Origin of the sequence: Nocardioides endophyticus (assembly GCF_039543845.1) — a bacterium.
Classification (GTDB): Bacteria; Actinomycetota; Actinomycetes; order Propionibacteriales; family Nocardioidaceae; genus Nocardioides; species Nocardioides endophyticus.
Window position 1 is genome coordinate 107,293 of record NZ_BAABKN010000019.1, and the last position, 14,817, is coordinate 122,109.

The window sequence follows — 14,817 nt, forward strand, 5'->3', positions numbered from 1 at the left end:
TATGGTGCTCAATAGGCGTGCTACGTGTTGTGTTCGACGATCGCATCCCGTAGTCCGAGACGGAGCCGACCGACAGGCAGGTGGACATCGTGGCGCGAGACCGCACGGCACGAAGCCGCATCCGGCAGTACCTCGCCACTGCGGGGCCGCTCGATGAGCCCTCGGGGCACGCCACCACGGCGCTGAAGGAGGCGATCGACTACCAGGGGTCGTCGGTGGCGTTCATCCAGCTGATCGCGGCCATGGACCGCGACGGGGAGATCGAGCGCGAGATCCGGGGAAAGCGTACGTACCGCATCTCCGGCACAGGTCGCTCGGCCGTCGGGATCGGCGCCCCGGCGTACGCCCCGGCCACGGCGCGGGTGGAGGCCGTCACCGCCGACGGCGGTTCCGCCGTCGTGGAGATCGACTACGACCGGCTCGCCCGGGCCCTCGTGCGCGAGTTCCTCAGTGTCGCGGGCGGGCAGGCAGTCGAGGCCGAGGCTCCCGAGGATGACGACGCCGCTCGTCTGGCCGCCGAGCGAGACGACTACCTCCGGCGTCTCGCCGAGGCACGTGAGAAGCTCGACGAGCTGCTCGGCGACCCGCAGGCCGCGTCCGTCGCCCGCTCCGCGGCCGGCGCCTCCACCTGAGCGACCTCCGGTCCCGAGCCAGGAGCAAACGACGAAGCCCCTGTCCCCATTCGGGACAGGGGCTTCGACACGTCCGGGCCGCGACGCGGCGGAAGACTCGTGGTCAGCGAGTGAGGACGAAGCCCTCGTAGCCCCTCGCAGCGCTGTCGTCGAGCTTCTGCACGAAGTCGGGCAGCGTGCCGGCGTAGGCCAGGTAGGCGCGCGGGCGGCCGGGGATGTTGTCGCCGTACACGTAGGTGTTGGCGCCGGCCTGGAGCAGCTTCGAGGCGACCTCGTAGACCCACTCGCTCCACTCCTTCTCGGCGGTGGGGTCCGCCTCGACGCGCTGGACGTCGTTGGCCACGAGGTAGGAGGCGAAGTCGGCCATCCACTCCAGTGGCTTCTCGCTGCAGCGCGGCGAGTTGCCGTGCCCGCCCTTGCCGTGCGGCCCGCCCATGATGAACAGGTTGGGGAAGTCGGCGACCTGGATGCCCAGGTACGTGAGCGGGCCGAACTGCCACTTCTCCTTCAGCGACAGCCCGCCCTTGCCGCGGATGTCGATGCGGTTGAGCGCGCCGGTAAACGCCTCGAATCCGGTGGCGATGATGATGATGTCGGCCTCGACCTCGCCGTCCTGCGTCAGCACGCCCTTCGGCGTGTACGACAGGATCGGGCTTTCCTTCAGCGACACCAGCCGGACGTTGTCGCGGTTGTAGGTCTCGTAGTAGTTGGTCTCGCACGGCACCCGCTTGGTCCCGAACAGGTGGTCGGTCGGCACCAGCAGATCAGCGACCGCCTGGTCGTGGACCCGCTCCCGAATCTTCTGCTCGATGAACGCGCCGTACTCCTTGTTGGCCTCGGCGTCGGTGGCGATGTCGTGGTAGACGCCGACCCACTTGGCGAACCCGGGCTGCTGGTAGAGCTCCTCGTAGTGGGCCAGGCGCTCATCGCGCGGTACGTCGGTCGACGTGGTCGGGTCGGCCTGGTGGATGAATCCGCTCGAGGTGGTCTGCAGGTGCTGGAACAGGGTCGGGTAGGTGCCGCGGATCTCGGCCATGTCGTCGGCGGACAGCGGCCGGTTGCGCAGCGGGATCGCCCAGTTGGGGGTGCGCTGGAAGACGGTCAGGTGGCCGGCCGTCTTCGCGACCTCGGTGATCACCTGGATCCCAGTCGCGCCGGTGCCGATGACGATGACCTTCTTGCCGGTCGTGTCGACCGGCTCGTGCGGCCAGGCGCCGGTGTGGTGCCACTCGCCCTCGAAGGTGCCGAGCCCCGGGATGTCGGGGAAGTTCAGCGCCGACAGGACGCCGGTGGCCGCGATGACGAACCGCGTCGTGTAGGTCCTCCCGCCGCGGGCCTTGACGGTCCAGAGGTTGCGCTCCTCGTCGAAGTGCAGCTGCTCGACAGTCGTGTTGAAGTCGATGTCGCGACGCAGGTCGTACTTGTCGGCAACTCGGTTGAAGTACGCGAGCAGCTCGGGTTGGCCGGCGAACAGCTCGGACCAGTCCCACTCCGCCAGCAGCTCCTCGTCGAAGGCGTACTGGTAGGTGTAGCTCTCGGAGTCCAGCCGCGCCCCGGGGTAGCGGTTCCAGTACCAGGTGCCGCCGATGTCGCCACCGCCTTCGAGCACCCGGACGGACAGGTTCTTCTCGCGCAGCAGCATGAGCTGGCGCATGCCGGAGACGCCGGCGCCGATGACGATGACGTCGTACGTCGCGGTGTCGGCCTGATCGGTGGTCTGGTCCATGGGGTCCTCTGTCTGGCGCGGGTCGGTCGGCTACGAGACGTCGGCGGTCGCGGCGGCGACCTCCGGCGTCGGCAGGCGGATGCCGAGCTCGGCGGCGATCCGGACGGTGTCGGCCCCGGGGAGCGGGGCGGGGGCGGGCGGGACCGGCGCGGAGGTCGAGAAGCGCAGCGGGGAGCTCGCGACGTCGACGTGGCCGTGCCGGCCGTCGGCCAGGGTGGTGCGCATCTGGCGCGCGACGGCCTGGGGGTGCGCGAAGGCCTCGCTGAGCGTGAGCACGGTGGCTCCGGGCAGCTTGAGCTCGTAGTAGAGCGCCTGCCACTCCTCGGCCGTGCGTTCCAGGAACTTCGGCTCGACCAGGGCGTAGAGGGCGTCCTCGTGCTCGCGGCGTAGCGGCTCGGTGGCGAAGCGCGGGTCGTGCTCCCAGTCGGGCTCGCCCGCTGCGACGCAGAACGAGTGCCAGAACTGCTGGGTGATGCAGATCGTGAACCACTGGTCGTCGGCGGTGCGGAAGACCCCGAACGGCAGTGAGCCGCTGCCGCCGCGACGCGGCTCGGGCAGGAACTTCTTGCCGACCGTCACGGCTTGGGGAACCCGGTAGGACAGCAGCGAGACCTGCGAGTCGAGCAGGCTGACGTCGAGTCGCGCGCCCTCGCCGGCCCGGTTGCGCCGACGTACGGCGCCTAGGATCCCGAGCACCGAGAACATGGCGCCGGTGAGCCCGCCGATGGGGTTGCCCCAGCGGATGGGGGTGTCGTTCGGCGTCGTGTGATCGACGGTGATGCTCATGCCGCCGCCGAGAGCCTGGATGGCGTTGTCGAAGGCGGGGTAGGAGCGCCACGGGCCCTCGTGGCCGAACCCGGTGATCGAGCAGGTGATCAGGTCGTCGTTGGTGTGCTGCAGCGAGGCGTGGTCGATGCCGAGGCGCGCGAGGACGCCGGGCCGGTAGTTGTCGAGGACGACGTCGGCGTGCTCGGTCAGGGACAGCAGGAAGGCGCGGCCCTCGGGCGTCTTCAGGTCTGCGGTGACGCTCTCCTTGCCGCGGTTGAGCCCGCAGCGGAACGCCGACTCGCGCTCCTCGTCCGGGTAGGGCTCGATGACCTGGCCGACCGGCCGGTCGACCCGGATGACCCGGGCGCCGAGGTCGGCAAGCAGCTGAGCGGCGAAGCCCTTGCTGGGCTCGTCGCCGTTGAGCTCGAGGATGACGGTGCCGGCGAGAGCGCGGTCTCGGGGGCTGGCGGTGGGGTCGGTCGGGACCGGCTGCGCGGCGCGGGGCCGCAGAGGGAAGTCGCTCAGGTACGGGTGGCGGGCGCAGTGGATCGTGCCGGCGGCCGCGAGGGTCTCGATCTCGTCGTCCGAGAGACCGAGGACGGTCGAGAGCACCTGGGCCGTGTCGGCGCCGAGCGGCCGTGGCGCGCGCCACGTGGCCGGGTCGCTGAAGCCGAGCGGGTCACCAGCGACGGTCGCCGTACGCCCGAGGTCGTCGGTGATGTCGACCGACATGCCGCGGGCCCGGACCTGCGGGTGATCGAACACCTCGGCGATGTCAGTGACCTTGCCGGCGACGACGCCGGCCGGCATGAACGCATCCTGCCACTCGTCGGCGGTGCGGGTCAGCAGGATCCGCTGGAGCTCGGCCACGACCTCGTCGCGGTGGGCGTGCCGGGCGAGCCCGCTGCTGAAGCGAGGGTCGGTGACCAGGTCGGGACGGCCCATGATCTCGCAGGCCGCGGGCCACATGCGCTGGCTGAAGCACAGCGAGATCCAGCCCTCACGGCACTCGAAGTTGCCGAACGGCACCGTGCCCTGGCCGCCCTCGAAGGGCGAAGGCTCGGGCTCCTGGCCGAAGGTCAGCGCCTGCGGCACGCGGTAGGTGTTGAGCGCGAGCATCACGTCGAGCATCGAGACATCGACGTGCTGGCCGGCACCGGTGCGGTCGCGGTGCAGGGTCGCGCCGACGACGGCGATCGCGGCAACGATGCCGGCGTACAGGTCACCGATCGGGATGCCCCACCTCACGGGCGGGTGGTCGGACCGCAGCCGCGTGTAGTTCAGCGTGCCGCACATGGCCTGCACGATCGGGTCGTACGCCGGCATCCGCGCCCACGGGCCGTCAGCGCCGAACCCGGTCAGGGAGCAAGTGATGATCGCTGGGTTGTGGGCGCGGAGCGTCTCGTGGTCCAGGCCCAGCCGCTCCATGACCCCGGGCCGGAAGTTGTCGAAGACCACGTCGGTCTCGGCGACCAGCTGGTAGAACAGCGCGCGGCCCTCGGTCGACTTCAGGTCGACGCTCACGGAGTGCTTGTTGCGGCTCAGGCCCCAGGTGAAGGCCTCGTCCTCGCTGAGCGGCCCGGGGCCGTGCTCGGGCTCGGGCCCGGTCGCGGGGGTGGCCTCGACGCGGACGACCTCGGCGCCGAGGTCGGAGAGCAGCAGGGTCCCGAACGGACCGGACACGACGCGCGCCAGGTCGAGGACCCTGATGCCGGCGAGGGGTAGGGACGAGGACGTGTCCGACAACATGGGCCGATACTACCTTCTAGTTATGAAAAACAACAACTTGAACAACATAAGAAGGATCGGTCAACGGGTGGCCGGCGCAGGGGCCGCGAGCGCGCCACGCAGGTCCATCACGTCGACGATGTCGCGCTTGACGATCTTGCCGCTGGCCGTGCGGGGCAGGGACTGCCCGACCACCGCGATCCGGGCCGGCACCTTGAAGGCGGCCAGCCGCTCGGCGACGTACGCCTGCAGGTCCTCGGGGCCGATCGTTGTCCCCGCGCCCAGGCGTACGACGGCGGCCAGCTCCTCGCCCAGGGACTCGTGGGGGAGGCCGAAGACCGCCACCTCGAGCACGGCTGGGTGGCTCGACAGGCAGTCCTCCACCTCCGCGGCGTTGATGTTCTCCCCGCCGCGGATGACGACGTCCTTCAGGCGGCCCGACAACGAGAGGTAGCCCTCCTCGTCGAGCCGGCCCTGGTCGCCGGTGCGGAACCAACCGTCGACGAAGCTGTCGGGGGACTCCCCGTGCTCGTAGTGGGTGATCACCTGCGGCCCGCGGATCGCGATCTCGCCCACCTCGCCGACCGGGAGCGCTCGGCCGGCCTCGTCGAGGATCCGCACCTCGACGGTCGGCAGCGGGCGGCCGACGCTGTCGGGCCGCGCGATCCACTCTTGGCCGCCGATCGCCACGACCCCGGACGTCGTCTCTGTCAGTCCGTAGCCGGTGCTCGGCGCGACCCGGCCCTCGAAGGTCGCGTGGACGCGGGCGATCAGGTGGAGCGGGGCGGACGAGCCGCCCATGCCGAGCCGCTTCAGCGAGGACACGTCGCGCGTGCCGGCCTCGACGGCGTCGAGGAACGTCTGGATCACGAACGGCGGCCCGGCGAGGTCGGTGATGCCCTCCGCCTCCACAAGGCGGGCGGCCTCCTGCGCGTCCCACTTGTGCATGAGCACCATGCGGTGGCCCGAGTAGGCCAGCGTGTAGAGGTTGTTGATGCCAGCGATGTGGAAGAACGGGAAGGTCACCAGCCGCGCCGAGGGGGCCGGCCGCAGCGGCGGCCCGTCGGGGTCGAACCGCTCAGGCACCGGCACCGAGCGAATGATCTTGTTGAGCAGCGACGCGCTGTGGTTGCGGTGGGTGCCAAGGGCGCCCTTGGGCCGCCCGGTGGTGCCCGAGGTGAACAGGATCGTGGCCGGGTCGTCGGGGGAGATCTCGCACTCGGGCGGCGCGAGGTCGTCGCCCAGGCGCGCCAGCAGGGCCTCGTAGGGCACCACGGCGTCGGGCACGTCGGGGCACCGCACCGCGACGAGGTGGCGTACGCCAAGGGCCGCCGTGTCCAGCTCCCGCAGCAGCGCGAGCCGCTCCGCGTCCGCCACGACGACCGACGGGCGAGCGTCGGCGAGCAGCTCGCCGAGCTCGCCCGCGCGCAGCCAGGCGTTGAGCGGCACCACGACGGCGCCGAGGAGCTGCAGCGCCCAGAAGGTGAAGATCCACTCGGGATAGTTGCGCATCGCGATCGCGACGCGGTCTCCCTGGGCTACCCCGAGGTCGTCGCGCAGCGCGTGGGCCAGCGCGACCACGGTCGACCACTGCTCGTCGTACGTCCAGCGCTCGTCGCGGTAGACGACCGCGTCGCGATCCCCGAGGTCGGCCGTGGCCAGGAACGCATCGCGGAGGGTCCGGGGCTCGCGGTCGAAGACCTGCAGCTGCACTCCGCCGATGGTGCGCTCCACCAGGGGGAAGGGGCCGTCGGCCCGGGTGAGCGCCGCCAAGCGGTCGTCGTCCGTCGTCACAGGTCCGCACCTCTCTCGGGTCAACTATGCTGCGACAGCATTGTCACATGAGTACAACACGATTGAGGACGGCGTCCATGACAGGGATCCGGCTGGTCGAGCTGGCGCAGGGGACCATCCGCGGCCTCGAAGAGGCGGGGATCTGCTCCTTCCGGGGCATCCCATACGCCGCCGCGCCGGTCGGCGCTCTGCGCTTCGCGGCCCCCCAGTCGCCGCCCCGGGTCGCGGTCGTTGACGCGACGTCATACGGCGCGACCGTGTCGACGCCGCCGCAGCGCTCGCCCGAGATCGACGCCTTGCTGCCTGACCCGGTCCGCCCGGGCGACCAGCCCCTCAACCTCAACATCTGGACGCCCGACGTGTCGGCACGACTGCCGGTCCTGGTCTGGATCCACGGGGGCGGGTTCGTCACCGGAGCCGGCTCCACGGAGGTGTTCGACGGGTCGGCGTTCGCGCGCGACGGCGTCGTGGTGGTCACGATCAACTACCGGCTCGCGGTCGAGGGCTTCGTCGCCCTCCCGGGCGCGGTCGCCAACCGCGGTCTCCTGGACCAGGTTGCGGCCCTGGAGTGGGTGCGCGACCACATCGCGGCCTTCGGTGGCGATCCGGACCTGGTCACGGTGGCAGGGGAGTCGGCCGGCGCGATGGCGGTCTCGACCTTGCTCTCGATGCCGCGGGCGCGAGGGCTGTTCCGCCGCGCCATCGCCCAGAGCGGAGCCGGTCACCACGTGCACTCCGCGGACGAGGCGGCGTTCGTCGCCGAGCTGTTCGCTGCGGACCTCGGGGTCGAGCTCTCCTGCGACGCGGTGGCCGCGATACCGGTCGACGATCTCCATCAGGCGCTCAACCGGGTCCTCGGGTCGGCGACGGCCAGCGAGGACCCGCGGGGGCGGCGGATCCGACGCCTCGGTGTGCAGCCCGTCGTCGACGGTGACGTCCTGCCGGCGCGACCCGTCGAGGCGATCGGCGCGGGCGCTGGCGCCGACGTCGACCTCCTGATCGGCACCAACACCGACGAGTACGGGCTCTTCGTCGAGGCGACGGGCCTGGCCGCCCGGCTCGACGAGGAGATGCTGGCGGGCCTGGTCGGCCGGCTCGGCGACGACGTCGCGGCGCTGCTGCCGTCGTACCGCGAGGACGCCCCGGGGGCCAGTCCGGAGCGGCTCTTCCGCGACGTGCAGGCCGACTGGTTCTTCGTCGTACCGATGTTGCGCCTGCTGGAGGCCCGACGGGCCGCGACCGGACGGACGCACGTCTACCAGCTGGCGTGGAACCCCCCGACGTACGGCGGGCGGCTCGGCGCCTGCCACACCCTCGAGATCCCCTTCGTCTTCGACACTCTGGCGGACCCGTGGGGCCAGGACCTGCGTGGTGTCGATGCGCCTCAGCGGCTGGCCGACGAGATGCATCGCGCGTGGGTCTCGTTCGTGACGACCGGCGACCCCGGGTGGCCGGCGTACGCCCCGGACCTCGGCGTCCTGCGCTTCGACGCCGGCGACGGGCGCGCCTCGGAGGTGGTCCTCGACCCGCACGCCCGGACCCGCGACCGGTGGGCAGGGCTCGCGCTTCAGTAGTCGACCGGAGTCTAGTGGTGTTCTAACTGTGTTAGAGTTGTTCTTCGTCAGTAGTGGTGGACGGTCCACCGCGGGACAGGAGCAGATCTCGTGGAGCAGCCGCTCAAGGCAGCCGTCATCGGTGCTGGGATGTCGGGCCTCTTCCTCGGCTATCACCTGAAGCAGGCGGGCTACGACTTCACGATCTACGAGAAGCGCGCCGCCGTCGGCGGCACCTGGGACGCCAATACCTACCCCGGCCTGCACGTCGACGTGCTGACCCGCAACTACGAGTTCCCGTTCGCCCGCAGCTTCCACTGGACCAAGCGCTACGCGCCCGGCAGCGAGGTGCGGCAGTACCTCGCGGACTTCGCGCGCACGCAGGGGCTGCTGGACCACGCCATCTTCGAGACCGAGGTGATCAGCGGCGTCTGGGAGGATGACCGGTGGACGATCACGCTGTCCGACGGGACCTCCGACCGGGTCGACGTGCTCGTCTCCGCGACTGGCTTCCTGCGCATGCCGTCGCTGCCGAAGGTGCCCGGCGTCGAGAGCTTCGGGGGTAAGCAGTTCCACTCGTCGCAGTGGGACCACTCGATCGACCTGCACCGCAAGGGCCAGCGTTTCGCAGTCGTCGGCACCGGCTCCAGCGGCGTGCAGATCACCACCGCTCTCGGCGAGATGGGCCACGACGTCACCCAGTTCATCCGCAGCCCACAGTGGATGCAGGTGAAGGAGAACCCGCCGTACGCCTGGTGGGAGAAGCTCGTGCTGCGCGTCCCCGCCCTGGCCCGGCGCTACGACCAGAAGATGGCGGAGCTCCGCGTCCGCACCGACGGCAACGAGACCTGGCGTCTCGTACCGGGGCCGGACCGCGAGGAGATGAATCGCCGCTTCCGCGCGATGCTGGAGCGCGAGATCCCCGACCCCGAGCTCCGTGCGAAGTTCACGCCCCGGGAGACCCTGGGCGTCAAGCGCATCGCCAAGACGCCGAGCTACTACCGCGTGGTCCAGCAGGACAACGTCACGCCCGTCTTCGGCGGCATCCGCGAGGTCGTCGTTGACGGGATCGTCGACGAGCACGGCGTGAAGCACGAGCTCGACGTGATCGTCTGGGCGACCGGCTTCGACGCCCACGCCTACATGCGCCCGATGAGCGTCACCGGCGTCGGCGGGCTCACCATCGAGGAGGCGTGGAGCGGTGGGGTCGAGGCGTTCAAGGCCATCGGCGTCCCGCACTTCCCCAACTTCTTCCTGCTCTGCGGTCCGTTCGCGCCCGTCAACTCGATCTCGATCCCGACGACGCTCGCGCACGAGGTGGACTACCTGATGCGCCTGCTGCGCGAGGTCGAGCGCCACCGGCAGGCCTACGCACCGACCGAGGCGGCCACTAGGGATTTCCTCGACGAGGTGCGGGCGGCGCTGCCCGGCACGACGTACTCCGAGGGCAACAACTGGTACAGCCAGACCGTCGGCACCCCGGTCATCTGGCCCTTCACCCGCCAGAAGCACATCGACCAGTACGCCGAGCTGCGGCTCTCCGACTTCGAGGCCTATCCGCTGGCGGCGTCGGAGGACGGCGACCGCCGCCGCGTGTCATGAGCGCGCAGCCGCGGATCGTCGACGCGCAGATCCACGTCTGGAAGGCCTCCACCCCCGACCGACCCTGGCCGGCCGACGCGATCGAGCCGCACCGCGCGCCGCTGGAGGTGCCCGAGGTCGTCGCCGAGATGGTGGCGGCCGGGGTGAGCGGCGCGCTCCTGCTGGCGCCCACCTGGGAGGGCTCCCGCAACGACTACGTGCTGGAGACCGCGCGCGCCGATCCCGAACGGTTCGGCGCGCTGTGCCGCTTCGCGACCGGCGACCCCGCCGAGGTCGAGCGGCTGGCCCACTGGCGCGAGGTCGCCGGCATGCGCGGCATCCGGATCTCGCTGAACCGCGGCGACGTCGCCGGGGTGCTGGCCGCGGCCGACGCCAGCGGGTTCTTCGCCGCCGCGGAGCGCCACGGGGTCCCGCTCAGCATCTATGCTCCCGGCCGCTACGACCTCTACGACGAGCTCGCGCGCCGGCACCGCGGGCTGAGGATCACCGTCGACCACGCCGCGATCGAGGCCGCCGAAGGTCCCCTGGTCGAGGCCGTCGAGCCCCTCCTCGCGCTGGCGGCCCACCCGGGCATCGCCGTCAAGGCGTCCGCACTGCCCTGCTTCGTCGACGAGCCGCACCCGTTCCCGTCGATCACCGAGGCCGTCTACCGCCTGGTCGACGCCTTCGGCCCCGAGCGGGTCTTCTTCGGCTCCGACCTGTCTCGCCTCCCGGTGCCGTACGGCGAGCTCGTCGATGTCTTCCGCCACCACCTGCCACGACTGGGCGACGACGAGCGGGCCCTGGTCCTCGGCACCGCGCTGACGACCTGGCTCGACTGGCCCGCCTCCCTCGAGAAGGAGAACCTGCGTTGACCACCAACGAAGCCGAGAAGCGCCCCGGATCGCTCGCGGGGGTGCGCGTCGTCGAGATCGGCGACCAGCAGGGCGAGTACTGCGGCCTGGTCCTCGCCGGCCTCGGCGCCGACGTCATCAAGGTGGAGCCGCCCGGGGGGTCGGCGTCGCGCCGGTTCGCGCCGTTCGTGGACGACGTCCCCGACCCCGAGCGATCCCTGCACTTCTGGGCCTACAACCGCGGCAAGCGATCGATCGTCCTCGACCTGGACACGCCCGAGGGCGTCGCCGAGCTCGGCTCGATCCTCGCGGGCGCCGACGTCCTGCTCGACTCGACGCCGCTGGGTCACCTGGAGACGGTCGGCGTCGGCTCTGCCGAGCAGCTGCGCGAGCGGAATCCCCAGCTGATCACCGCCCGGCTCACGCCGTTCGGCGAGGACGGGCCGTTCAAGGACTACCTGGCCTCCGACCTCGTGCACCTCGCGCTGGGCGGCGTGGCCATGAACTGCGGCTACGACCCCGACCCGAGGATGAGGTACGAGACCCCGCCGGTCGCGGGCCAGCTCGGGCACTCCTACGCGATCGCCGGCGAGCAGATGGCCTTCACCGTCATCGCGGCGCTGACCACCCGCCTGCGCACCGGCCGCGGCCAGCACCTGTCCTGCGCGATCCACGAGGCCGTCGCCAAGAACACCGAGGGCGACCTGATGTCGTGGGTGGCGCTGCGCACGCCGTTCCTGCGTCAGACCTGTCGCCACTCCGCGCCCGGGGTCTCGCGGCACCGCTCGATCTTCAGCACCAAGGACGGCCGCTGGTACCTCGCCAGCACCCGCAACGCCAAGCTGCTCGGCCCGTTCCTCGAGACCTGGGGCATCGGCGGGCGCATCTCCGACGGCAGCGAGGAGCAGGAGAAGGACTCGCGAGTGCTGCCCGGCATGGAGGGCGGCGCCGCCAGCAACATGGACGTGGTCGAGCAGACCATCCGGCGCTACATGTACGACGACGTCCCGTGGCGCGAGGCGCAGGAGGCGGGCCTCATGTGGGTGCCGGTGCGCAAGCCGCACGAGAGCGCCGACGACGAGCACTGGCTACAACGCGGCACCTACACCGAGGTGGAGCACCCCGAGCTCGGCCGGTCCCTGCGCTACCCGACCAGCAAGTGGATCGCGGACGGCTCCACGTGGGTGTCGGGCCGGCGCGCACCGCTCCTCGACGAGGACCGTTCGGCCGTCCTCTCCCTGACGCCGCGCTCCGCTCCCGTCGCGCGCCCGTACGCCGGCACCGAGCGACTGACCTCTGCAGGCCGGCCCTTCCCTCTGCAGGGCCTGCGCGTGCTCGACTTCACCTGGATGCTCGCTTCGGCCGGCGCCACCCGCTTCCTGGCCGCGCTCGGCGCCGACGTCATCAAGGTCGAGTGGCACAAGAACATCGACCCCCGCCGCGGCGGCAGCCCGGTCGGCGGCCGCGACGCCCGCGAGGCCGCCACCGGCCCGGTGCCGTCGATCTGGCCGGCCGACGGCGGCGGGCCGGTCGGCGCTCAGTACAACAACAAGAACCCCGGCAAGCGCGGCATCTCGCTCAACGTAAAGCACCCCGAGGGCCTGGCCCTGGCCAAGCGGATGGTCCGCGAGTCGGCCATCGTCGCGGAGGGCTTCTCGCCCGGCGTGATGGAGGGCTGGGGCCTGGGCTACGACGTCCTGCGCGAGATCAACCCGTCGATCATCTACGCCAAGCAGTCCGGAATGGGCACGAAGGGCGTCTACGGCCGATACCGCACCATCGGCCCGGTGGCCCAGGCCTTCTCGGGCCTCTCACACATGAGTGGGCTGCCGGACCCCTACCCGCCGGCGGGCTGGGGCTACTCCTACCTCGACTGGTACGGCGCCTACAGCTTCGCGCTGGCCATCCTGGCGGCGGTCTACCACCGCGAGACCACTGGCGAGGGCCAGGCGATCGACGCCTCCCAGAGCGAGGTCGGGCTCTACCTCACGGCCTTGCCGCTGCTCGACCACCAGGTCAACGGTCGAGAGTACGTGCGCGCGGGCAACCGCTCGCCGTACGGCACCGCGGCGCCCGAGGGGATCTACCGCGCCGAGGGCGACGACCGCTGGATCGCGATCACCTGCGAGACCGACGAGCAGTGGCAAGCGCTGGCCAAGGAGGCCGGGCACCCCGAGTGGCTGGAGCTGGCGGAGTTCGCGACGCTCGCTGACCGGCAGGCCCACCGGGACGACCTCGACGCCCTGGTGCAGTCGTGGACCTGCGAGCAGGAGCCGTTCGCGCTCATGGAGCGGCTGCAGGGTGCGGGCGTCGCGGCTGGCGTCGCCCAGACCGCGCAGGACCGGTGGGAGCGCGACCCCCAGCTGCGCCACCTCGACTGGCTGACCGAGCTCGACGCGACCGGCTTCGGCCGGTGGCCGGTGGCAGCGCCGTCGGTGAAGCTCAGCGACACCCCGCAGCACATCGGCGGGCTCGTCGGGCGCGGCGCGCCGTTCTACGCCGAGCACAATCACGAGGTGTACGGCGAGGTGCTCGGGCTCTCGCCCGACGAGGTCGACGCGTTGATCGCCGAGGGTGTCATCGCCCGGCCCGAGGACGGTCCGCAGTGGCCGACCTCCTGAGGACGGGCACGGCCCCCGGCGCCATCCGCGGCCGGTCAGCCGTCGTGGCCGTCGGCAACACGATCCAGGGCACGGTGCCGGGCATCTCCGCCGACGAGCTGGGGGTGGAGGCGCTGCGCCAGACGCTGGCGTCGTCGGGCATCGCGAAGGCCGAGATCGACGGGCTGATCACCTGCAAGTCGTACGGCGGTTTCGGCATCGACACCGAGATCGGTCGGCTGGCCGGGCTCAACCCGGCGTACAGCGCGACGCTCGACTACGGCACCTGCAACTTCTCGTTGCACCTAGCCGCGGCGGTGATCGACGCCGGGCTGGCCAGCTGCGTGGCGATCGTCTACGGCACCACGCAGCGCAGCGACGGCAACCGGTTCACGCTGCCCCTCGGGCGCCAGGACGACGCAGCCCGGCACGGCTTCCTCAACGTTGCGGGTCCGGCCGGGATGGCGTTCCGGCGGCACCAGGCGCTCTACGGCACCACCGAGGCCGACCTCGGCGAGATCGCCGTCTCCCAGCGCCGCTACGCGCAGGACAACCCGCTGGCCATCTTCCGCGAGCCGCTGTCGATCGACGACTACCTCGCGGCGCCGTACCTCGTGGAGCCGCTGCGCCGCGCCGACCTGTGCATGATCTCCGACGGTGGCGCCTGCCTGATCGTGGCCAGCGCCGAGAAGGCCCGCGAGCTCACCGAGCGCCCCGTGCACGTCATGGGCATCGCGCAGCAGACCGGCCTGCGCGACCGGCAGAACGCCGACCAGTGGATGCGGCCGTGGATCGGGCAGGTCGCCGAGCGCATCTACCCGGCGGCCGGCATCGACCGCGAGGCGGTCGACGCGCTCTACATCCAGGACCCGACCAGCGTGTGGGTCATGCAGATGTTGGAGTGGTACGGCTTCGTCGAGCCCGGTGGCGTCGGCGAGGCGTTCCGCTCCGGCGCCGTCGGCCACGGCGGCACGCTGCCGCTCAACACCAACGGCGGCCAGCTCTCGGAGGCCTACATGTGGGGCTTCCTGCACCTGTGCGAGCTGGTGCGCCAGCTGCGCGGCGAGGCGGGGGAGCGGCAGATCGAGGGCCTGCGCACCGCGCAGTACAGCTCGACCTTCGGGATGATGAAGGCCGCGAGCACGATCTTCTCGACGGAGGTCTCATGATCGACGCGACGGCCGAGGCCCCCTTCGGGCTGACCGGCGACGACCAGCCGTTCTGGGACGGGGCCGCCCAGGGGCGGCTGACCTTCCAGCGCTGCGACGACTGCGGCTTCGTCCGCTGGCCCGCGGCCGGCGTGTGCCCCGAGTGCCTCTCGCGCGCCGCGATCTGGGCCCAGGTCGAGGGCACGGGCGTCATCTGGAGCCACGTCGTCTACCACCGCGCCTACGCCGCCTCACTGAAGCAGGACGTCCCGTACGCCGTCGGGTTGGTCGAGCTCGCCTGCGGAGTGCGACTGGTCAGTCGGCTCGTCGGCTTCCCCGCCTCCGGCCCGCAGGTGGGCGATCGCGTCTCGGCCCGCTACCAGGAGGTCGGGGACCACGGCACGGTGGCGGTCTTCGGCCCGGTCGACTGATC

Annotated in this window: 10 protein-coding genes; 7 read left to right on the plus strand and 3 right to left on the minus strand. The window is 71.3% G+C overall.

Annotation, left to right across the window (positions count from 1 at the left end):
• Positions 1–89 precede the first annotated feature (89 nt).
• The gene (locus ABEA33_RS15180; RefSeq protein ID WP_345527652.1) at positions 90–632 is read left to right on the plus strand and encodes a hypothetical protein; all 543 of its coding nucleotides are present in this window, start codon (positions 90–92) and stop codon (positions 630–632) included.
• A gap of 103 nt (positions 633–735) precedes the next feature.
• Here the strand turns inward: ABEA33_RS15180 and ABEA33_RS15185 are convergent, their stop codons facing one another.
• From ABEA33_RS15185 to ABEA33_RS15195, 3 genes are read right to left on the minus strand one after another with little or no spacing between them, the layout of a single operon-like run.
• The gene (locus ABEA33_RS15185; protein ID WP_345527653.1) at positions 736–2,358 is read right to left on the minus strand and encodes a flavin-containing monooxygenase; all 1,623 of its coding nucleotides are present in this window, start codon (positions 2,356–2,358) and stop codon (positions 736–738) included.
• Between the two features lie 30 nt (positions 2,359–2,388).
• The gene (locus tag ABEA33_RS15190) at positions 2,389–4,875 is read right to left on the minus strand and encodes a CaiB/BaiF CoA transferase family protein (protein ID WP_345527654.1); all 2,487 of its coding nucleotides are present in this window, start codon (positions 4,873–4,875) and stop codon (positions 2,389–2,391) included.
• 60 nt (positions 4,876–4,935) lie between these two features.
• Positions 4,936–6,648, minus strand: a complete 1,713-nt coding sequence (locus ABEA33_RS15195) for a class I adenylate-forming enzyme family protein (protein WP_345527655.1) — start codon at positions 6,646–6,648, stop codon at positions 4,936–4,938.
• 77 nt (positions 6,649–6,725) lie between these two features.
• On the opposite strand from ABEA33_RS15195, the gene ABEA33_RS15200 reads away from it, so the two are divergent.
• From ABEA33_RS15200 to ABEA33_RS15225, 6 genes are all read left to right on the plus strand, one after another.
• The gene (locus ABEA33_RS15200; RefSeq protein WP_345527656.1) at positions 6,726–8,222 is read left to right on the plus strand and encodes a carboxylesterase/lipase family protein; all 1,497 of its coding nucleotides are present in this window, start codon (positions 6,726–6,728) and stop codon (positions 8,220–8,222) included.
• A gap of 90 nt (positions 8,223–8,312) precedes the next feature.
• Positions 8,313–9,803 (plus strand): flavin-containing monooxygenase, encoded by a 1,491-nt coding sequence (locus tag ABEA33_RS15205; RefSeq protein WP_345527657.1) that lies wholly within the window; start codon positions 8,313–8,315, stop codon positions 9,801–9,803.
• Entirely contained in the window at positions 9,800–10,657 is an 858-nt protein-coding gene (locus tag ABEA33_RS15210; RefSeq protein WP_345527658.1) for an amidohydrolase family protein, read from the plus strand. The genes ABEA33_RS15205 and ABEA33_RS15210 overlap by 4 nt, the downstream gene beginning before the upstream one ends.
• Complete coding sequence (locus ABEA33_RS15215) at positions 10,654–13,257, plus strand: CaiB/BaiF CoA-transferase family protein (RefSeq protein ID WP_345527659.1); 2,604 nt, start codon at positions 10,654–10,656, stop codon at positions 13,255–13,257. Before ABEA33_RS15210 ends, ABEA33_RS15215 begins: the two co-directional genes overlap by 4 nt.
• A complete protein-coding gene (locus ABEA33_RS15220; protein ID WP_345527660.1) occupies positions 13,242–14,405 on the plus strand; it encodes a thiolase family protein in 1,164 nt (387 codons plus the stop codon). Before ABEA33_RS15215 ends, ABEA33_RS15220 begins: the two co-directional genes overlap by 16 nt.
• A complete protein-coding gene (locus ABEA33_RS15225; protein ID WP_345527661.1) occupies positions 14,402–14,815 on the plus strand; it encodes a Zn-ribbon domain-containing OB-fold protein in 414 nt (137 codons plus the stop codon). The genes ABEA33_RS15220 and ABEA33_RS15225 overlap by 4 nt, the downstream gene beginning before the upstream one ends.
• The last annotated feature ends 2 nt before the right edge of the window (positions 14,816–14,817 follow it).